General features: G+C 39.0%; 18 protein-coding genes. 7 read left to right on the plus strand and 11 right to left on the minus strand.

Annotation, left to right across the window (positions count from 1 at the left end; all coding sequences use genetic code 11):
• From BUB03_RS14575 to BUB03_RS14625, 11 genes are all read right to left on the minus strand, one after another.
• The gene (locus BUB03_RS14575) at positions 1 to 2,211 is read right to left on the minus strand and encodes a RelA/SpoT family protein (RefSeq protein ID WP_040996204.1); all 2,211 of its coding nucleotides are present in this window, start codon (positions 2,209 to 2,211) and stop codon (positions 1 to 3) included.
• 112 nt (positions 2,212 to 2,323) lie between these two features.
• Positions 2,324 to 2,689 (minus strand): hypothetical protein, encoded by a 366-nt coding sequence (locus BUB03_RS14580; RefSeq protein ID WP_040996206.1) that lies wholly within the window; start codon positions 2,687 to 2,689, stop codon positions 2,324 to 2,326.
• A gap of 223 nt (positions 2,690 to 2,912) precedes the next feature.
• Positions 2,913 to 4,841 carry an acetate--CoA ligase gene (gene acs / locus BUB03_RS14585; RefSeq protein ID WP_262484338.1) on the minus strand — a complete coding sequence of 643 codons (1,929 nt, stop codon included), beginning with the start codon at positions 4,839 to 4,841 and terminating at the stop codon, positions 2,913 to 2,915.
• A gap of 40 nt (positions 4,842 to 4,881) precedes the next feature.
• Positions 4,882 to 6,768: an AMP-binding protein gene (locus BUB03_RS14590; protein ID WP_073064440.1), complete on the minus strand. Its 1,887-nt coding sequence runs from the start codon at positions 6,766 to 6,768 to the stop codon at positions 4,882 to 4,884.
• Between the two features lie 307 nt (positions 6,769 to 7,075).
• Complete coding sequence (locus BUB03_RS14595; protein WP_040996210.1) at positions 7,076 to 7,438, minus strand: response regulator transcription factor; 363 nt, start codon at positions 7,436 to 7,438, stop codon at positions 7,076 to 7,078.
• A 6-nt stretch (positions 7,439 to 7,444) separates the two neighbouring features.
• The gene (locus BUB03_RS14600) at positions 7,445 to 10,150 is read right to left on the minus strand and encodes an ATP-binding protein (RefSeq protein ID WP_073064441.1); all 2,706 of its coding nucleotides are present in this window, start codon (positions 10,148 to 10,150) and stop codon (positions 7,445 to 7,447) included.
• Entirely contained in the window at positions 10,143 to 10,337 is a 195-nt protein-coding gene (locus BUB03_RS14605; protein WP_073064443.1) for a hypothetical protein, read from the minus strand. The genes BUB03_RS14600 and BUB03_RS14605 overlap by 8 nt, the downstream gene beginning before the upstream one ends.
• Positions 10,338 to 10,407: 70 nt before the next feature.
• The gene (locus BUB03_RS14610) at positions 10,408 to 10,635 is read right to left on the minus strand and encodes a DUF6814 family protein (protein ID WP_040996216.1); all 228 of its coding nucleotides are present in this window, start codon (positions 10,633 to 10,635) and stop codon (positions 10,408 to 10,410) included.
• A gap of 43 nt (positions 10,636 to 10,678) precedes the next feature.
• A complete protein-coding gene (locus BUB03_RS14615; protein ID WP_042279307.1) occupies positions 10,679 to 12,259 on the minus strand; it encodes an MFS transporter in 1,581 nt (526 codons plus the stop codon).
• A gap of 50 nt (positions 12,260 to 12,309) precedes the next feature.
• A complete protein-coding gene (locus BUB03_RS14620; RefSeq protein ID WP_073064445.1) occupies positions 12,310 to 13,689 on the minus strand; it encodes a porin in 1,380 nt (459 codons plus the stop codon).
• Positions 13,690 to 13,948: 259 nt separating this feature from the next.
• Positions 13,949 to 14,365 carry an IS1/IS1595 family N-terminal zinc-binding domain-containing protein gene (locus BUB03_RS14625; protein ID WP_073064447.1) on the minus strand — a complete coding sequence of 139 codons (417 nt, stop codon included), beginning with the start codon at positions 14,363 to 14,365 and terminating at the stop codon, positions 13,949 to 13,951.
• A 160-nt stretch (positions 14,366 to 14,525) separates the two neighbouring features.
• On the opposite strand from BUB03_RS14625, the gene BUB03_RS14630 reads away from it, so the two are divergent.
• The 7 genes from BUB03_RS14630 (at position 14,526) to BUB03_RS14660 (ending at position 21,721) form a co-directional block, all read left to right on the plus strand.
• The gene (locus BUB03_RS14630) at positions 14,526 to 15,128 is read left to right on the plus strand and encodes a GNAT family N-acetyltransferase (RefSeq protein ID WP_081780190.1); all 603 of its coding nucleotides are present in this window, start codon (positions 14,526 to 14,528) and stop codon (positions 15,126 to 15,128) included.
• Entirely contained in the window at positions 15,097 to 16,290 is a 1,194-nt protein-coding gene (gene argG / locus BUB03_RS14635) for an argininosuccinate synthase (RefSeq protein ID WP_073064449.1), read from the plus strand. Before BUB03_RS14630 ends, argG begins: the two co-directional genes overlap by 32 nt.
• A 64-nt stretch (positions 16,291 to 16,354) precedes the next feature.
• Positions 16,355 to 17,317, plus strand: a complete 963-nt coding sequence (gene argC, locus BUB03_RS14640; RefSeq protein ID WP_073064450.1) for an N-acetyl-gamma-glutamyl-phosphate reductase — start codon at positions 16,355 to 16,357, stop codon at positions 17,315 to 17,317.
• Positions 17,318 to 17,601: 284 nt separating this feature from the next.
• Positions 17,602 to 18,741 carry an aspartate aminotransferase family protein gene (locus tag BUB03_RS14645; protein ID WP_073064452.1) on the plus strand — a complete coding sequence of 380 codons (1,140 nt, stop codon included), beginning with the start codon at positions 17,602 to 17,604 and terminating at the stop codon, positions 18,739 to 18,741.
• 165 nt (positions 18,742 to 18,906) lie between these two features.
• Positions 18,907 to 19,866, plus strand: a complete 960-nt coding sequence (locus BUB03_RS14650) for an N-acetylornithine carbamoyltransferase (protein WP_073064455.1) — start codon at positions 18,907 to 18,909, stop codon at positions 19,864 to 19,866.
• A 6-nt stretch (positions 19,867 to 19,872) separates the two neighbouring features.
• Complete coding sequence (gene argB / locus BUB03_RS14655) at positions 19,873 to 20,664, plus strand: acetylglutamate kinase (protein WP_040996229.1); 792 nt, start codon at positions 19,873 to 19,875, stop codon at positions 20,662 to 20,664.
• A complete protein-coding gene (locus BUB03_RS14660) occupies positions 20,639 to 21,721 on the plus strand; it encodes a M20 family metallo-hydrolase (protein ID WP_073064456.1) in 1,083 nt (360 codons plus the stop codon). The genes argB and BUB03_RS14660 overlap by 26 nt, the downstream gene beginning before the upstream one ends.
• Positions 21,722 to 21,817: the final 96 nt, after the last annotated feature.

A 21,817-nucleotide genomic window follows, 5' to 3' on the forward strand; every position in this document is an offset into this window, starting at 1 on the left:
TTAGGATTGCAGTCGTCTCACTCTTGAAACGCCGTCAATATCTTTAAGTTTTTTAAATGTTTCTTCCAGCTGGCCTTTGTTCTTAACTTCAAGGTTGATATTGCCCATAAAGACGCCGTCATTGGATTCTATAGACATACTTTTCATATCCATTCCCATGCTTCCGCTGATTACCGTGGTAATGTCGTTAATCATTCCCATTCTGTCAAGCCCTTCGATTTCGATCTTAACTCTGTTCTTAAAGCTTTCCGCATTCACCCACTTGGCCGGGATTACACGGTAATCGTACTGTGCTCTCAGGTTGATTGCGTTAGGACAATTGTCGCTGTGGACCTTGATACCGTCTGAAATAGTAATAAACCCGAAAATTTTATCACCGGGTATTACCGTACAACATTTGGCATAACTGTAGTTCAGCTTTTCCTCGTCTTTCCCGAAAACGATCATATCCAGATTCTGTTCTTTCGGTTCTTCAAAATGTACGTTTTTCGTCGGGGATTTTCTGAACCTTGAAAGTAAATTATTAAATACGTTTTTACTTTCAATATATTTTCTCAGGCTGCTGACATCCAGTTCGTTGCTCTGGAATTTAAGGAAAAGCTCCTGTGAAGATTTAAGGTTAAAGAATTTTTGAAGTTTGTTGATCTCCTCATCGTTAAAGCTGATCTTCGCATGGCGAAGTTTTCTCTGAAGAATCTCCTTTCCATCTTCTACCAGTTGGTTTTTCTGGGAATTCAGGTAGCTTTTGATCTTGGACTTGGCTTTGGACGTTACTACGAATTCCAGCCAGTCAGATTTAGGCTTCTGATTCTGGGAAGATAAAATGTCAACCTGGTCGCCATTCTGGAGAACATAAGAAATAGGAACCAGTTTCCCGTTGATTTTTGCTCCCAAACATTTCATTCCAAGATCGGAATGGACGGCAAAAGCAAAATCCAGAGCCGTAGCATTGGTTGGAAGAATCTTGATTTCTCCTTTGGGAGTAAAGACAAATACTTCCTTGGAATATAAATTCAGTTTAATATTATCTAAAAGCTCAGAAGTGGAAAGGTTCTGCTGCTGCTCAAGAATATCACGGATTTCAGTAACCCATCTTTCAAAATTCCGGTCATCCGAACTCTGTTTGTAGCCTTCTTTGTATTTATAGTGGGCTGCAACTCCTTTTTCTGCGATTTCGTCCATTCTTTCGGAACGGATCTGTACCTCAATCCATTTTTTGTCCGGTCCCAGTACAGTCAAATGGAGACTTTCGTACCCTGTAGAACGCGGCTGTGTGATCCAGTCCCTCATTCTTGAAGGATTACTGTGATAAACATCCGTCACAATGGAATAGATTTTCCAGGCCAGGAATTTTTCGTTCTTTGCATCGGATTTATAAATAATCCTGATGGCATAGTTGTCGAATACTTCTTCAAAAGAAACCCCTTGTTTCAGCATTTTCCTGTAAATGGAAGAAATTGCTTTCGCACGGCCCTTGATCGTGAAGTTCAAACCTTCCTCTTTTAATCTTTCCGAAACTTCTTTCTTAAACTCTTCGATATATCTTTCCCGGCTTTCTTTTGCCAGTTCCAATTTTTCCGTGATTTCATTATAGACTTCCGGGTTATTGTATTTCAGTGAAAGATCCTCAAGCTCGGACTTGATATTGTAAAGACCCAGACGGTGGGCCATAGGGGCATAGATATAGACGGTCTCGGAAGCAATCTTTTTCTGCTTGTCCGGGGCCATACTTTCCAGGGTCCGCATATTGTGAAGGCGGTCTGCGATTTTAATCAGGATCACCCTGAAATCTTCAGACAGTGTCAGTAACAGCTTCCTGTAATTTTCAGACTGTACGGAAATGTTCTGGTGATTCATGATGGAGATCTTGGTAAGCCCGTTTACAATATTGGCTATTTTTTCTCCAAAAATCTTTTTGATATCCTCATAAGTATAGTCCGAATCCTCTATAACATCGTGCAGCAGGGCACAGGCAATAGAAGTTGCCCCCAAACCGATTTCCGTTGCCACAATTTTTGCAACGGCAATAGGGTGATAGATATAGGGTTCACCGGATTTTCTCCTTTGATCCTTATGGGCATCCAATGCAATATCGAATGCTTTCCGGATGAGTTTGTTATTTTCCTCGTCCAGAGTTCTGTATGTATTCGAAATCAGATCCTTATATCGGGCAAGGATCTCTTTATTCTCCTGTTCTAAATCGTAACTCATTTGTGCTAATGCCTATATTTAAACGAAAATACGAAATTTTTTAAACTTTTCAACCAAAAAAAATCCGCAGAACGCTCTGCGGATTTCCGGTTATTAGATTTTATGTTTTCTGTCAGAATTTTACTTCTGAATCCATGCCACTGCTTGATGCCTTTATTTTCACATCGGGGCTGTTATGGATTTCGGCTCTGTTTCTGGCATCGATAAATCGTTTGATATTATCATAATTGGCATCCCCAATACCCATATTCTCCAATAAGTAGGTTTTCAGTACTGAATTCTGGCTGAAAATATTCCGGACGCCATCAGTTTGGTTATTATCTTTTACCGCAACGCTCGCAAGGTATTGAGAGGTGTCAGAGCCGTTATGAAGGTATACTATATAATCTGAACTTTCAAATCCTGAATTTTCCAGATCGGCTTCAAGCTTTTTGTAATCGCTGTGATGTGCAAATAATCCAGCTAATATATTTGACATAAGCAATAGTTTTAAAATTGTACTTAAAGGTAGTAAATATTTTTTAATATTGTTAATAAAAATATAATAAATTTAATATTTTAATATGTTATCTATAATATAATGTTAAAATGTTTGAAAACATCTATTGAACATGTGTTTAATTTTGTTAATAAATAAATGATGATTAAAATAAAAAAACGGGTTAAAGCCCGTTCTGTAGTATTATTGGATGAATATAAATTTATATCCTTTCATTCTTGATCTCTTCCACAATTTCAGGATTTAATAATGTAGAAATATCTCCGAAATTGCTGAAATCTCCTTCCGCGATTTTTCTCAGAATCCTACGCATAATTTTTCCTGACCGCGTTTTTGGAAGGCCGGAAACAAACTGTATTTTATCGAGTTTGGCAATCGGTCCTATCTGATCCGAAATAAGCTGATTGATCTCCTTTTTAAGGTTTTCCTTGTCACGGCCTTCTCCGGTTTCTTTTAAGATCACAAACCCGTAGAGAGCGTTTCCTTTGATATCATGAGGGTAACCCACAATTGCAGATTCTGCAACGGCTGGATGTTCGTTGATGCTGTCTTCAATAGGGGCTGTTCCAAGATTGTGACCGGAAACAATAATCACATCGTCCACACGTCCTGTAATCCTGTAATATCCCACTTCATCCCTTAATGCACCGTCACCTGTAAAATATTTTCCCGGAAAGGCACTGAAATATGTTTCTTTATACCGCTGATGGTCTCCCCAGATGGTTCTTGCGATTCCCGGCCACGGAAAACGGATACAAAGGTTTCCTGTTACCTGATTTCCTGTAATTTCATTACGTTTATCATCCATCAGTACCGGTTGAATGCCAGGAAGCGGAAGAGTGGCATAGGTAGGCTTGGTTGGAGTAACGAAGGGTAGTGGAGAGATCATGATCCCTCCTGTTTCCGTCTGCCACCATGTATCTACGATAGGGCACTTTTTATTTCCTACATGATCGTTGAACCAATGCCAGGCTTCATCATTGATAGGCTCACCTACGGAACCGATCACTTTCAATGAGCTTAAGTCGTGTTTATCTACCCACTCCGTGCTTTCTTTCGCTAATGAACGGATGGCAGTAGGAGCGGTGTAAAACTGGGTGATTTTATGTTTTTCAATCACTTCCCAGAAACGGTCCGGTTCAGGATAAGTAGGAACTCCTTCGAAAATGACTGTAGTAGCACCGTTAAGAAGCGGTCCGTACAAAATATATGAATGCCCAGTGATCCATCCGATATCTGCAGTACACCAGTAAATATCATTTTCTTTATAGTTGAATACATTTTTAAAAGTATAGGCTGTATACACCATGTATCCGGCAGAAGTATGAAGCATTCCTTTCGGTTTTCCGGTAGATCCTGAGGTATACAGGATGAAAAGAGGGTCTTCGGCATCCATGATTACCGTAACGAAATCTGCGGAAGCTTTTTCATACAGGTCAGCCATCCAGTGATCTCTTCCTTCCTTCATTTTAATTTCGTTGTTTGTTCTTTTCACAACAAGGACAGATTCTACGCTTGGTGTTTTTTCCAGAGCTTCGTCTACAATGCTTTTCAGGTCAAGGACTTTGTTCCCTCTGTAGCTTCCGTCTGAAGTGATGATCATTTTGGCGTTACAGTCATTAACCCTTGAAGCCACAGCAGATGCGGAAAACCCGGCAAATATTACAGAATGTATGGCTCCCAATTTGGCACAGGCCAGCATCGTAACAGCAAGTTCAGGGATCATCGGAAGGTAAATGCAGACCCTGTCACCTTTTTCGATGCCCATTTCGCGAAGAACATTGGCGGTCTTATTGACCCTCTGATACAGTTCATTGTAGGAAATATGCTGTGCTTGTTCTTTTGGGTCGTTCGGCTCCCAGATGATGGCGGTTTTTTCTCCTCTTACGGCAAGATGCCTGTCGATGCAGTTTTTGGTGATATTTAATTTGGCATTTTTAAACCATGTGATTTTGGCTTCATTCATATCATACTTAACCACCTTGCTCCATCTCTGGTACCATACAAAATTTTGGTCGGCTATCTTATCCCAGAATTTTTTAGGATTTTTGATAGATTTTTTATACTCTTCAAAATAATGTGGTAAATCTTCAATTAAGTAATTTCTCATATCCCTTCGTTTTTTTGAAATTTGAATTTTATTAATATTAAATATATGTTTAATTTATGGCTTAAGCCCTATAATCATTGATTTTTTCCTGAATTTCTTCAATGATTTTTTCATCATCTATGGTGGACGGAACCTGGAAATCTTTTCCGTCAAGCAGTGTTCTTATTAATTTTCTCAATGTTTTTCCTGAACGTGTTTTTGGTAACCGTTTGACGACCATAGCGTTCTTTAAAAAAGCTACAGCTCCGATCTTTTCACGGACCATTCTGATGATGTCTTTTTCAACTTCCTCTTCGGTAATTGCAGAACCGTTCTTTAAAACAACCGTAGCAAAGGGGATCTGACCTTTCAGTTCGTCGTCAATTCCCACAACAGCACATTCTGCAACATCAGGATGGGAAGAAACAATCTCTTCCATTTCTGATGTGGAAAGGCGGTGCCCGGCTACATTAATCACATCATCCACTCTTCCTGTAATGAAGATATAACCGTCCTCGTCCTGAATGGCTCCGTCTCCCGAAAAATAATATCCGCTGTATTGTGAAAGATAGCTGCTCTGGAAGCGTTCATAGTCGTTCCAGATTCCCAGGAGGGCTCCCGGCGGAAGCGGAAGCTTGATGATCAGATATCCTTCCTGGTGGGCATCAAGTTCATACCCGTTTTCATCAAAAATTTTAATATCGTATCCCGGAATCGGTTTTCCGGCAGAAGCCCTTTTGATTTTATACTGATCATCATATGTCATTAATCCCAACATAGGCCATCCGGATTCCGTCTGCCACCAATGATCGATAGCGGGAACCCCAATATGCTCTGCAAACCAATCCAAGGTGGCTACATCACATCGTTCGCCGGCCAGAAACTGTTTTTTGAAATGGGACAGATCGTATTTTTTAACCAATTCCCCGTCCGGATCTTCTTTTTTGATTGCTCTGATGGCGGTAGGGGCTGTAAACATCACGGAAACTTTATATTCTGAAATAATCCGCCAGAATGTACCTGCATCAGGGGTCATAATGGGTTTTCCTTCAAAAATAATGGTGGTATTACGGTTGATTAAGGGTCCGTATACACTGAAGCTGTGGCCTACTGCCCAGCCGAAATCGGAAGCGGCCCAATAGGTTTCTCCGGGTTCAACGCCGTAAATATATTTCATGGAGAATTTTAAAGCCGTTGCGTAGCCTCCGGTATCACGGGTAATTCCTTTGGGTTTTCCTGTAGTTCCTGAAGTGTAAAGCAGGTACAACGGATGGGTGGATTCCACTGAAATACAGTCTGCAGGTTCTGATTGCTGGACCAGCTCTTCATAATCAATAAGCCCTTCGAACATTTCATGTTGGTTGTCGGCCAGTTTCCTGTTGTAAACGATAATGTTTTCGACTTTATCCTGTGTCAGCTCAATAGCTTTTTCAACGAGCGGCAGATAAGGGATTCTCCTTGCTATTTCTATTCCCGCTGTGGCTGTAATTAAGGCTTTTGGCTTACAGTCGTCTATTCTTACCACCAGCTCATGAGGGGCAAAGCCTCCGAAAACCACATTGTGAATCACCCCAATCCTTGCGCAGGCCAGCATTGCAAAGAGCGTCTGTGGAATCATCGGCATATAAATAACAGCGGTATCGCCTTTTTTTAAGCCCAGGGAAGTAAGTCCTCCTGCAAATTTTGAAATTTCCTCTTTTGCCTGATTAAAAGTGTACGTTTTTTTCTGGCTGGTGACGGGGGAATCATAAATAACGGCAGTTTTCTCCCCAAAACCATCCTCAATATGTTTGTCGATGCACAGGTAGCACATGTTGAGCTTTCCGTCGGAATACCATTGCGGATAATCGTTTTGATCTGTAGAAAGGATCTTTTGGGGAAATTCAAACCATTGGATTTCTTTAGCTTGTTCTTTCCAGAAGTTTTCTTTGTCTTCTATGCTTTGTTTAAAAAGTATATCGGTGTCCATATCAATTTTTGTGTTTCATGTTTTGTCATTGTAGGTGAAATGGTATCTTAAAGCTGAGTAAGTTTAATGCTCTTAAAAACTTAATAAAACCTTAATGGTTTACAAATTGAAAGATTAAGGTAATTCAGCATTTAAGATGATTAAAAGATTGCTTCGCTTCGCTCGCAATGACAGTGTGTTTATTTTTTTATTTAATATCAATATCAAATTATCCATAGCCTATTATCTGATATTTGATGTCTGAAATCTCGCATCTTGCATCTTGATTCTTGGTTCTTGATTCTTGATTCTTGATTCTTTCTCCCATTTACTCAAACATCTCTTCAATCTGCTGTTGCAGTTTCTTTATGGAATAGGGTTTAGTTACATAGGCATCAGCTCCCATTTCCAGTCCTTTTTCAATGTCTTTCGGGTTGTTTTTTGCACTCAGGAAAATAACTTTTGTCTCTTTCAGTTTATCATCTTTTTTGATGGCTTCCAGGGTGCTGTATCCGTCCAGGTTAGGCATCATGATATCCAGAAGGATTACATCTGGGATCATGGTTTTCAGAAAATCCAGGACTTCCGTTCCGTCTCTTGCGATATAAACGTCGTAGCCGTTTTTTTTAAAGCTGTATTCCAGCGACATTAATATTTTGTGTTCGTCATCGGCAATAATAATCTTTCTCATAGATGGTTATTGGTTTTGTTCAACTTCATTTCTGATCTCTTTTGTTATGTTGTAAGGAATGCTTATCGTAAAGGTTACGCCCAGCCCGCTGTTTTCTGCTTTTATTCTTCCGCTGTGTGCCTGTACTATCTTTTTGGAAATAGCCAGTCCGAGTCCGCTTCCTGTAGGTTTTAAAATATTCTGGTTTTTCGACTGATAAAATTTATCAAAAATCATATCAAGGTCCTCTTCCGGGATGTGTCTTCCTGTATTGAAAACCGTAATCACGAGGTAATCTTCTTTTTCAGCCAGTTTGGTTTGTATGGTTCCCTGGTCGTCCGTAAACTTTAAGGCGTTGCCAAGGATATTCTGGAAAAGCTGTATCATTCTGGCTTCATCGTATTCCAGTAAGGGTTGGTTCAGGAGGTTGACTTCACTTAAATGAATGTTTTTCTGCTGTATCAGGTGAAGTAGCGGATTTACAGCTTTTTTATAGGTTTCAAGAATATTGTTTTCTTTGATGTGTAAAGTGATCTCACCATGTTCCAGCTTATCGAGATAAAGAATATCGTTGATAATTTCGCTCAGTCTGTCAGATTCCGTGATGATATTGTTCAGAAACTCCTGTTTGATATCAAACGGAATATCGTCGTCATCTGCCAGAATTTCTCCCGCAGAGCGAATTGCTGTAATGGGAGTTCTTAATTCATGAGCTACGGAATCCAGGAAGTCATCTTTCTGGCGGTCTTTAATGATCAGATTTTGATTGGCTGTTCTCAGGTCATCAGATAGCTTTTGCAGCTCTTCAGATTGTTCTGTCAGCTTTTTATTAAGGGTAATATTCTCTTTTGATTCTTCCAGGATATTTAATACCTCTTTTAAAGATATTTTATCTTCTTTCGTTACCCCTTCGATAAGGATTTTGGCCGATGCTGTTCCTATTCTTCCTGCCAGAAGGTTTTCTGAGAATTTAATGAACCTTGAATCTGCTGTTTCAGTTTGAGAATCAATGTTATACTTTAAATTGAAGATTCTTAAAGCCTGCTCCGTTTTATTTCTACCTAAAAATCTTTCTAAAATATTCCTGATATCCGAAACATAAGCCGTTCCACGCCAGATAAAAGCGTTTTCATGGTTTTGTATGTGTTTATCGATATCTACATACAATTCTGCAAAATTTCTTTCCCGGTAATTTCCCTTAACGCTTACGGAAATAATGGTAAAAAATGCGGTATTCACTAAAATAGACCAGAAAAATATTTGTGAAATCCTGCTTAAAAAAGGGATGTTGAAAAATGCGAAAACGTCATACATATCACGGATCACCCCTTTGAATTCCTGATTGTACGAGAAATAATACTGTGGAATAATCAGGCCGAAATAACAGATCGCCAACCCGGCAAGAAGCCCGGCTACAGCCCCTTTGTAACTTCCTCTTCGCCAGAAAATGGCTCCGAAAAAAGATGGGGCTAACTGTGCAATCACAACAAAAGAGATCAGACCTACGGAATCGAGGGATGTTTTCAGGATAAAATATTTGTAGAATACGAAAGCCATGATGATCAGGGCAAAAATGCTGAATTTCCTGATGTTTGTGATGTTTCTTGTATTCTGCACCTCATTATCGGATTTGAATTTTCCCAATAAACCGTAAGGAATGATGAGGTTGTTGGAAAGCATGATGGATAAGGTAATGGCCGAAATGATAATCATGGAAATACATGAGCTTAATCCACCAAGAAATACAAAAACCGTAATTAAAGTATTGTCAAAATGCTGCGGAATCAGAATAGAGTAGAACTCAGGATTTACCTTCTCGCCTTCAAAAATAAGCCTTCCTCCCCAGGCGATAGGGAATATAAATATAGTGAAAATCAATAAATAAAGCGGAAAAAACCAGATTGCCGTTTTAATGTGTTTTTCCTGTCTGTTTTCGATAATTGCCGTATGAAACTGTCTCGGAAGAATACAAATTGCAGTGGCAGAGATCATGCACAGAACCATCCAGTTCATAGCGCCCTCAATACTGTTGAAAGTGTTTTTTTCTTTAAAGTCTTCAAAATGGCTTGCTTTCTCATAAATATCTGAGAAACCATCAAATACAAAATAAATGACAAATATTCCCAGGATAATGATAAAGAAAAGCTTCAGAAAACTTTCGAGGGCGATGGCGGAAATAATTCCAAGGCGTTTTTCCGAAGCATCCACATACCTTGTTCCGTAATAAGAGGAGAATAAAGCAATTAAAACAACCACAAACGTTGCATTGTCCGTCAGTATATTATTGGACATAGAAGTTTCGGTAACCAGATGGAAGGTTTCAGAAATTGCTTTGATCTGAAGCCCGATATAAGGAATGATGGCCAGCAGGCATACAATAGTGATTATCGCACTAAAGCTTCTGCTGTTCCCGTATCTTAAAGAAATAAAGTCGGCAAGGCTGCTTATTTTATTGATTCTGGAAATTCTTACGATCCTGGTATTGATGTAGATCCAGGCAGGAATAATCATGATGGGGCCAATGTAGATGGGCAGATAATTCAGTCCGCTTGTAGCGGCAACACCGATACTTCCGTAATAAGTCCACGCTGTGCAGTATACTGCCAGGGATAATGCATAAATGTAGGGATTGTTGATCCACAGCTTGCTTTTCTTCTTTTCTGCCAAATGGGCAACTAAGAATAGAAGAGCAAGATAGATTAAAACAACTACAAATAACGCCAGGCTACTCATCATACTTTTTTACAATTACAAAAGAAATAATGATAGAGATCATCCAGACCACAAACAGATAAATGAGGATCATCGGATAGCCGAAAACCTCTTTCTCACTATTGAAAAGCAGTGAAATAGGGATACTGAAGGCCAGCATTAGTCCGATGCTCAGAATAATCAGTTTTTGTTCGTGCCTTTTTTTCATAAATGATGATTGATAAATGATAATTGATGAGCGAAAGGTTACTCATCAATTATCATTTATCGTATATAAATTAAATTTTGTCGTCCGAATATTCCCCCTTTAGCGAATAGTATCCGAAAATGGCCATTCCGCCTGAGATAATAGGCATCAGCACAAATAATATGATGATCCCGAATACCAGATCCTCCTGCTTTCCGGAAGTAATTTTCGGAATTCCTAAAACTGTGATTCCGAAATATCCCACCACCAGGGCAACAGCGATCCAGAGTATACCTAATATTTTTTTTAGTCCGTTCATTTTAGTAGTTTTAAAATTAATAAAAAATTAAGTGATTCCGTGCTTAATCGTGGATATTATTGTTCTTATTTTTAAGATAAAACAATCCGATGATTAAACAGACCGCTGCAACACCGATAGGATACCAGAGCCCCTCAAGGTACCATGTAGGGTGTCCTGCGTCTTTGCCTACTGTCACCAGATAAGTGGCAACTGCCGGAAGAAGCCCTCCGAAGACCCCGTTTCCGATATGATAAGGCAGTGACATTGAGGTGTAACGGATTCTTACAGGGAACATTTCCACAAGGAAAGCTGCGATCGGGCCGTAAACCATCGTCACAAATATTACCTGAATGAATACTAAGAAAACAAGATACCATTTCGTGTTATCAGCCAGCTTTACAGTTTGTGAAACTTTAGGTTCTTCTGCTTTTCCGTCCTTCATTACGGGCCCTGACGGCGACCAATGGGTAATGCTGTCTTTCTTAATCAGAGTGCCGTCCGTATAAAGCGTTTCTTTATGGAAAGTTACTAAGCTGTCTGTAGCAATGTCTGCATGGATTTTTGCTGTTCTTTTTTCTGTAATTCCGTTGGTGGCAATGGTTTTGTTTTCAAGGTTGACACTTTTGAACATACTGTCATAGATGGGTCTGTACGCTAAAATTGCCACCAGCATTCCAGTCATCATAACTGCTTTTCGACCGATTTTATCTGAAAGCCATCCGAAAAACACAAAGAAAGGCGTTCCTAAAAAGAGAGCAGTGGCCATCAGGGAGTCAACCTGTGCGGATTCCACGTTCATTACCTTTTGAAGGAAGCTCATGGCATAGAATTGTCCGGTGTACCAGATAACTCCCTGTCCCATCGCAGCTCCGAATAAAGCTAAAAGAACGAATTTGAAGTTGTATTTATTTCCAAAACTTTCTTTCAAAGGATTTTTTGAAGTTTTTCCTTCACTTTTAGCCTTAGCAAAAAGAGGAGATTCTTTCATGTTTTTTCTGATAATGTAAGAAACTCCTACCATCAGGATTGAAATCCAGAACGGAACCCTCCATCCCCAGTTATCAAATTCTTCTGCCGAAAGAGTAGATTTGGTCACCAGGATCACAATTAATGAAATGAAAAGGCCTGCCGTTGCGGTTGTCTGGATCCATGAGGTCCAGTATCCCCGTCTGTGCGGCTGCGCGTATTCCGCAACATAGGTTGCTGCGCCTCCGTATTCGCCTCCAAGTGCCAATCCCTGTAATAATCTCAGGATTAAAACTAAAACCGGTGCTAAAAAGCCAATAGTTTTATAACTGGGAATACAGCCGATCAGGAAAGTAGAGAATCCCATGATCAGTAGCGTAACAAGGAATGTGTATTTTCTTCCGATAATATCGCCGAGCCTTCCGAAGAATAATGCCCCGAACGGTCTTACCACAAATCCGGCAGCGAAAGTAGCCAGGGTAGATAAAAATGCTGCGGTAGGATTATCTGCAGGGAAAAATTTGGTAGCCAAAACGATGGCTAAGCTTCCGAAAATATAAAAGTCGTACCATTCTATCAGAGTACCGAGTGATGAGGCTGTGATCACGCTCCAGATGGTGCGGTTCTTCTGCCGGTCGGTCATATTCTCGTAGTTTTCGTGGTGATTTTCGCTCATGTTGTTTGGTTTTGATGTTAATGGATTAAGATATTATTTTCATCCTGGTCTTAAAGATAAATATGGAACTGTACAATGAATTCCCCTTTTGAAGAAGGGCTTTCTGTAGGGCTGGTGTATACAGGTCTTGTGGAATACTGTGTGGTGATCTTTGCATGATGCCCGTCTATAAACCAGTTGGCACCTACGTCGAACTGGGAAGAAGGCTTATTGAATGCTTCAAAGTCTTTATAGGTATAGGCGGCAAAAGGCTGTATCCTGATTTTTGGTTTTTCTGCCTCGTTGGGAAGAAGCAAACCTGCCTGTGCATAAACGATATTACCCGTTCCGATCACGGGTTGTAAATTTCCGGGACCTGCAATGGCTTTATTTCCTGTAAAATTGGGATCGGATGCTGCAATATTCATGGTTCCCAGATTTCTTACATAGTTAGGACCGAAATTGTAGTTATAATATCCGGCATAAGCAGAAACGGCCATCTTGTGTTTTGCATTTCCCAGAGGAATATCTGCAAAAGCATCTACTGCTACAAGGGTAATGTCGTGTTTTTCAATATTGGAATTTACGGAAGTTCTTGTTCCGTCTGCCTGGTGGTAAAAACCTGCTCCTACATTGAAGACTTTTTTTGTTCCCAGATAAGAACCCACCTTGAAAGGAAGCGTATTCGATTCCTCATCAAGAAATTGGTATTCAACATAACCGGCTTTTGAGAAGCTTGGGTTTCCGTTATTGTCTACAGCTACTGCTCGTGCAGGATCTGTCACATTAACAGGAACAAGGTCTGTTGCAAAAGGCTTGTTTAAGCTGAAACGGTATTCGAGTTTGCCATATTTTCCTTTGGCAAACATTCCGAGTTGTCTCGCAAACTGGTCAGAATTGTCAATCAGAGGCCATGTGAAAATAGGGGAGTCAACAGTAAGGAAATTCAGGGTTGAAGCCATCGTCATACGGGAGAGGCCCATATAATAATGAAGTCCCGCCCCTAAAGATAAACTGAATTTTCCCGCTTCTCCAGGTAAAATAACTGCATACTCATTCCATGCATCATGGAAAAACAATTGTGGTTTCTTACCGTTTCCGTAACCTCCTGTGCCTGTGGAGCCTGTAGCCCCGCCGTTAATGAATGTCTGATTATTAATCCCAAAATGAACAAGGATCATATATCTTTTAGAAATCTGCGCATAAGCCAAAGCACGTAATCTTCTGTTTCCCAGACTCCAGGAGTTGTCGGTAGGTTCGTTGGCTACCATACTTCCCGGGTTCATTTGGGTATTTCTGAGCCAGAACTGGTCCCATAAAATAAATCTGATGAATTTATCCCCATCAGGATTCAGGTTTAATTTCAATCCGCCTCCGTAATCAGGAGATCCCTGTGAATATAAAGAACCGCTTATTAAGGCTAATCCAATAAATGAAAGTAATTTCTTCATAAATTATCAATTTTTGGCGTTGTTTTTTGTGAAAGCCAAATTGTAATTAATAATTTATTTACGAAAATTTAATATATATTAGTGGTAATGGTATAGTTATTTTATATGATGCTGATTAAATATAGGTTACGAGATTCGAGATTCGAGTTCCGGATTGTAGGGTTGAGGGTTTAGAATGGATGGGTTGTAGATTATTAGTTGCTGTGCTTAAGAAGTTCACTATTCATTTATGAAGCAAATTTATATTAATTTTTTTCACTTATTTCTTGAATCTTTCCCATTTAATCAGCATATATTTATCCGCAAACTGGGTAATAATAAGGCCGGAATTCTTAATATTGTCTTCCTGAGACATATATTCGATCAGTTCATTCTGTTTTAAAATTTTATAAACAGGATGAAACTCCGAATGAGGTGGTCTTGTAATGTTATATTTCTTGATCCAGGAGCTTATGGTTACATGCGAAACCCCGATAATTCTTTCTATTTCACGAAAACTTAGCCCTTCCAGATAGAGCTGGAGCGCCTTGGTTACATAGTAATCGTCGATCTGTTTTCCTATTTTTTTTACGGTAAAATAATAATTGCAGTCCTTGCAGAGAAAGCGTTGTTTCTCATTAATGATACCGCTTTTTACAATCTTAATTCCACTGCATTTAGGACATTTGTTTTCCATAGCTATATGTTTTTAGCAAATATATAATAATTTAGCAAAATTATATTTACTTGTAAAGATAAAATTACCTGTGTATTTTATTTAAACAAAAAAAATATCTTTTTAATTTGGTTTTTAAAGTTATTATGTTTTAAATTTGCCAAAAAATTCAGATAAATAAATGGAAATAGAAATTTCCTCAGACAAACATTTGATGTATGTGAGTGAAATACAGCAGGAAATGTATGATTCTGCACAGCGTAGAGGAACGGGGATCGCCAAACGTTCCATCGAATATTTAACGAAAAAAATTTCGGAAGGCAATGCTGTGGTTGCTACTGAAAATGGGGAATGGGTAGGATTCTGTTATATAGAAACCTGGTCGCATGGTCAGTTTGTGGCCAACTCGGGACTTATTGTATCCCCGGATTACAGGAACAGAGGGGTAGCTACCTTAATTAAAAATAAAGTTTTCCAGCTATCCAGGGAAAAATATCCGAATGCAAAAGTATTTGGTTTAACAACAGGGCTTGCCGTAATGAAGATCAACAGTGATCTTGGTTACAAGCCAGTAATTTACTCTGAACTCACTCAGGATGAAGAGTTCTGGAATGGCTGTAAGAACTGTGTGAATTATGAAATTTTAATGAAAAAGGAGCGTAAAAACTGTCTGTGTACAGCTATGCTTTTCGTTCCTGAAAATAATGATAAAGTGAACGGGACTGAAATTCAGCAGTCCGAAATTGATTACAATGGAGAAAAAGAAAGTCGTCTTAGCGTTTAGCGGAGGTTTGGATACCTCTTACTGTGCCAAATATCTTAGTGAAACACTGGGGTATGAAGTGTATGCAGTTACTGTAAATACCGGAGGTTTTTCTAAAGAAGAAGAAAAAGAACTGGAGAAAAAAGCCTTCAATCTTGGAGTGAAAGAATACAGGTGCGTGGATGCTCAGGAAGATTATTATAACTCTTGCGTAAAATATCTGATCTTCGGCAATGTACTGAAAAACAATACCTACCCATTATCTGTAAGTGCGGAACGTACAGTTCAGGCACAGGAAATTGCAAAATATGCCATTGAAACCGGTGCTGATGCCATTGCCCATGGAAGTACCGGAGCGGGTAATGACCAGGTCCGTTTCGATTTGATTTTTCAGGTAATGTGCCCGGAAAAAGAGATCATCACGCCAATCCGGGATATGAGCCTTTCCCGTGAAGAAGAAATTGAATTTTTGAAAAGCCACGGCTACGAAATGGAATTCCATAAAGCTCAGTATTCAGTCAATAAAGGGCTTTGGGGAACATCGGTAGGAGGAAAAGAAACACTGACATCAAGAAACTATCTTCCTGAAGAAGCTTTTCCGTCGCAGATTAAAGAAACTCAACCCTCAGAACTGGAAATTGAATTTAAAAACGGTGAAGTTGTAGCAGTAAACGGAGAATATTTTAAACATCCGGTTTATGCTATCCAGAAGATTGAAGAGCTGGCTTCTGCTTATGGAATCGGCCGTGATATCCATGTAGGAGATACCATTGTTGGAATTAAAGGAAGAGTAGGTTTTGAAGCGGCAGCAGCATCAGTGATTATCAAAGCGCATCATTTACTGGAAAAACATACCCTTTCCAAATATCAGCAGATGATGAAATCCCAGCTGTCCGATTGGTACGGAAACTGGCTTCATGAAGCACTCTTCTTAGATCCGGTGATGAGAAATATTGAATCTTTTTTAAATGATTCTCAGCAGACAGTCAGCGGAAAAGTATTTGTAACCCTTCATCCATACAGGTTTGTTTTAAACGGGATTGAATCCGCTCACGATCTCATGTCTGATAAATTCGGGAGTTATGGTGAAGCCAACAGGGCGTGGACAGGGGAAGATGTGAAAGGATATACAAAAATTGTGAGCAATTCTTTAAACATCTACCACCAGATCAATTCAAAATAAAGAGTTCTAAAAGAACAATTTAACCTGAGATGGGAGTGAAATTCCATCACCCAAAAAATTAAAAATGAAAAAAGTAGGAATTGTAGGCGCTAACGGCTACACAGGAAGCGAACTGGTCCGTGTGCTGGCTTTTCATCCCAATGTGACATTGAGTTTTTTATATAGCCGTTCCAATTCGGGGACAAAAATTTCAGATTTGTACCCGGATTTAACGGCGGTTTGCGAGCAGGTTTTAACGGATAAAGCCGAAGAGGTGGATATCCTTTTCCTTTGCCTTCCTCATAAAGAAAGCCAAAACTGGCTTACTCAAAATCCTGTGAAGGATGAAACTTTAGTGATTGATCTTGGTAATGATTTCCGCCTGGATGGAAATTTTGGAAACAGAAATTTTATCTACGGACTTCCTGAAATCAATAAAAAAAATCTGGCGGGAGCAAAAAGCATTGCCAATCCCGGATGTTTTGCAACAGCAATTCAGCTGGCATTGCTTCCATTGGCCGGAAAAGGTTTACTGGATGAGGTTTATACGACGGGGATCACAGGTTCAACGGGGGCAGGGCAGTCTTTACAGCCAACGACCCATTTTACCTGGAGGAACGATAATATTTCGGCCTATAAGACTCTGACGCATCAGCATGTGGATGAAATTTTACAGCAGCTGGTTTCATTCAACCATAAAGATGTCAGTCTAAATTTTGTTCCATGGAGAGGAGATTTTACAAGAGGAATTTTTACAAGTTCAACCATAAAAACGGATTTAATTTTTTCAAATATCCATCAGTTGTATCAGGATTTTTATGAAAATGAGCCTTTTGTAAAGGTAAGCGAGAATGCAATTGATTTAAAACAGGTTGTCAATACCAATCGCTGTGTGATTCATATAGAAAAGAATGGAAATGTAGTAGTCATTCACTCAGCGATTGACAATTTGTTGAAAGGAGCCTCCGGGCAGGCAGTGCAGAACATGAATATTGCGATGGGCTGGGAAGAAAACCTGGGACTGAATCTGAAACCGGTAGCATTTTAAAAGTGAATGATTAAAAAGTGAATCGTCAATAAGGCAATAGTGAATTTTATAATCTGAATTATTTTGACATAGGAAAATGGAGCGTTAAGAAAATTAATTCTGTGAACGTTAAGAAAATTCTATTGTTTGAAGCGCGAGACAATTATTGAATCGAAGAAGTCATACTGAAATCGCGCAAGTTTTAGAATTTTTAGAGAACAGAAATAATTTTTAGCGAAAGTTTCCAGGTCTTGAACTTTTGTTTCTTTTGTTTCAAGACAAAAGAAAAATAAAAAAATAAAAAAATGAATTTATTCAACGTATATCCATTATTCAACATAAATCCTGTGAAAGCACAGGGATCTTTCCTTTGGGATGATAAAGGAGAAAAATATCTTGATTTTTATGGCGGTCACGCAGTGATTTCCATTGGACATAATCATCCGTACTATCAAAATAAATTGAAAGATCAGTTAGAAAAAATTTCTTTCTACTCCAATTCTGTGCAGAATGAATTGCAGACAGAACTGGCTGAAAAATTAGGAAAAATATCAGGATACGAAGATTATAACCTTTTCCTGTGTAATTCCGGCGCTGAAGCCAATGAAAATGCATTGAAGCTGGCATCTTTTCACAACGGAAAAAATAAAGTGCTGTATTTCTCAGGATCATTTCACGGGAGAACTTCTGCGGCTGTTTCTGTAACGGACAATCCAAAAATTGTAGCTCCGGTAAACTTTTCTGAAAGATTTATTAAATCTGAGTGGAATAATATCCAGCAACTTGAAGAAATATTTGAAACGCTGGGAAGTGAAATTTCATCCGTCATCATCGAAGGAATTCAGGGAGTAGGCGGAATTATGATTCCTACGGCAGAATTTTTATCTAAGATTAAAGAACTGTGTGAAAAATATGACACTGCTTTAATTCTTGATGAAGTGCAGTCAGGGTATGGAAGAAGCGGATATTTCTTTGCCCATCAGGAATTCGGTATCGAGCCGGATATGATTACGATTGCCAAAGGGATGGGAAATGGTTTCCCGATTGGCGGTGTGCTGATCCATCCGAAGTTCCAGGCAAGCAATGGTTTGCTGGGAACCACTTTCGGAGGAAATCATTTGGCCTGTGCTGCGGCAATTGCTGTTCTGGATGTGATGAAAGAAGAAAATCTTACCGAAAATGCTCAGAAAATGGGTGATTATATTGAAGATGAAATTAAAGATTTTCCTCATATCAAAACCATCCGAAGGAAAGGGTTGATGATCGGGATTGAACTTGATCAGGATTGTGCAGAAGTGAGGAAAAACCTGTTGTACAATCATCACATTTTTACAGGAAACTCCAATGATAAGAATGTTTTAAGGATTCTTCCTGCCCTTAATATCGGAAAAGAAGAAACAGATCTTTTTATAGGGGCTTTAAAAACGGTATTGGAAAGTATTTAACAGCAAAAGTCACAAGAAATCTGAACACCTTAATAATCTTACACGAATTTAAGGTTCTCAAAAAAATAAACTTTTAAAACTTAAGTGTTCTGAAGTGTTAAAAAATAAAAAGTTGTGCCTTTTGTGGTTGAAATTCATCACAATTAATTAGAAAAAAATCATTAAATGAAAAAATTCACCTCTGTAAGCGATGTAGAAAACTTACAGGAAATCATAAAAAAAGCTTTACAAATTAAAGAAAACCCTCATTCCGAAACAGAAAAAGGAAAGGGAAAAACAATAGGTCTTGTGTTTTTGAATTCAAGTTTAAGAACACGCTTAAGCAGCCAGATCGCAGCACAGAATCTAGGTTTAAATGTTCTGACATTAAATGCAGCACAGGAAGCCTGGAATCTGGAATTTGCAGACGGAGCTGTAATGAATGGCGATACCGTTGAACATATTAAAGATGCCATCGAAGTATTGAATCAATACTGTGATATCATCGCGGTACGTTGCTTCGCAGGAATGAAATCTAAAGAAGACGATGTGAACGAAAGTATCCTGAACCAGTTTGAACAGCATGCAAAAGTACCTGTAATTTCTCTGGAATCAGCTACGCGCCATCCGCTGCAAAGTCTGGCAGACTGTATTACCATCACAGAAAACTGGAAAGAAGAGCGCAAACCAAAAGTAGTTCTGACATGGGCGCCACATATCAAGCCAATTGCCCAGGCTGTTGGAAATTCTTTTGCAGAGTGGATGCAGGAAATGGATGTGGATTTTGTAATCGCCAATCCCGAAGGGTATGATCTGGACAAAAACTTTACAAAAGACGTAAAAGTAATTCATAATCAGGATGAAGCGTTGAAAGATGCAGATTTTATTTATGTGAAAAACTGGTCTTCTTTTGATGATTATGCAAAAATGCCGGAAGTAAAAGAAAACTGGATGCTGACAACCCAAAAACTGGAAAATACCAATGCTGCAAAAGTAATGCATTGCCTTCCGGTGCGCCGTAATGTAGAATTGAGTGATGAAGTGATGGATGGCGACCATTCTATTATCTATCAGCAGGCCAAAAACCGGATTTTCTCTGCTCAGGCTGTATTCAGCGAAATTCTGGACGAAATCAATTCAAAATAATAACCTATGGAGAAGCTTTTTGTTGTTAAAATAGGAGGAGCTTTAATCGATGATGAGGAATTATTGAACAAGTTTCTGGAACAGTTTTCTGAAATCAATGAAAAGAAAATTCTTGTTCATGGTGGCGGAAAACTGGCTACTACGTTGGCTGACAAGCTGGGAATTGAACAGAAATTAATTAACGGAAGAAGGATTACGGATAAAGATACTCTCGATATTGTATCCATGGTGTATGCAGGAAGCATCAATAAAAATATAGTAGCTAAACTGCAGGCAAAAAACTGTAATGCTATTGGATTTTCCGGTGCTGACGGAAATATGATCCAGGCTAAGAAAAGAGTACACCCGGAAATAGATTTCGGATTTGTAGGTGATATTGACAAGCAGAGCATTAATGAAAAATTGCTTTCACAACTGATTGATCTTGATCTTGTACCGGTTTTTTCAGCAATAACCCATGACAAAAAAGGCAATCTTTTAAACACCAATGCAGATACTATTGCTTCTGTAATTGCACAATCCCTGTCAGATGTTTATGATGTGGAGTTGTTGTTCTGTTTTGATAAGGAAGGCGTTCTCGAAAATATTGAAGACCCGGGATCCGTTATAAAAAAGGTGTCAGAAGAAGAATTTTCTCTTTTAAAAGAAGCGGGAAAACTCCACAAAGGTATTCTTCCCAAGCTTGAAAATGCTCTCGGAGCAGTAAAAAATAATGTAAGCAAGGTATTCTTAATCAAAGAAACCCAATTGAAAAACCATATAGAAAACCATCATGGAGGAACTGAAATCTGTTTATAGTAAAGACGAACTACTGAATAACGCGGTTGAATTGCTTAAAAAACTGATTGCAATTCCTTCATTCAGCAAAGATGAATACAATACGTCTGTGGAAATTGAGAATTTTTTCAAGAAACATCATATTCCTACGAAACGGTTTAAAAATAACATCTGGGCAGTTAATAAGAACTTTGATGTATTTAAGCCGTCGGTTTTGCTAAATACCCATCATGATACCGTAAAACCCAATAAAGCTTACACATTGGACCCTTTTCTTCCGGTTGAAAAAGATGGAAAACTATACGGTTTGGGAAGTAATGATGCGGGAGCTTCACTGGTGGCTATGGCGCAGGTTTTTTTGCATTTTTATGAAAAAGAAAATTTAAACTACAATCTGATCATTGCCCTGACAGCCGAAGAAGAAATCTCAGGACTTGACGGCATTGAAGCTTTATTTCCACAGCTTCCCAATATAGAGCTCGCCATAGTGGGAGAACCTACACAAATGAATCTGGCGATCGCAGAAAAAGGACTTTTGGTGATAGATGGGGAAATGAAAGGAACTCCTTCCCATGCTGCCCATCCGAACGATGATAATTCCATTGTAAAATGTATGGAAGACCTGCAGAATATCCTGGCTTTTAAATTCCCTAAAGTTTCAGATTATCTGGAAGAAGTGAAAATTACCCTGTCTGGAATTCATGCCGGAGTTCAGCATAATGTGGTTCCGGAATCCTGCACTTTTACTCTGGATGTAAGGGTTACGGATGAATATTCAAATAAAGAAGCATTCGAAATTATTCAGAAGCAGATGAAATCTACACTGACGGCGAGGTCTTTAAGGTTGAATTCATCAAAAATAGAAATGGATCATCCGTTTGTGCAGGCAGGTTTGGAAATCGGAAGGACAACGTACGGTTCGCCAACATCGTCCGATCAGGCCATTATTCCCTGCACATCAGTAAAGATCGGCCCCGGCGACAGCAGGCGCTCTCATACCGCAGATGAATACATCTATATAAAAGAGATTGAAGAAGGAATTGAGATTTATATAAAGATCTTAGAAAAAGTTTTATAAAGAACTCGGATCTCAGAATCCAGACACCAGACTTTCAAAATTCTGATATAGGACCTCTGAAACCGATTAATCTAAAATAATGTTTTGACCATGCTC

The organism is Chryseobacterium oranimense, from assembly GCF_900129755.1.
In the GTDB taxonomy this organism is placed as follows: Bacteria; Bacteroidota; Bacteroidia; order Flavobacteriales; family Weeksellaceae; genus Chryseobacterium; species Chryseobacterium oranimense.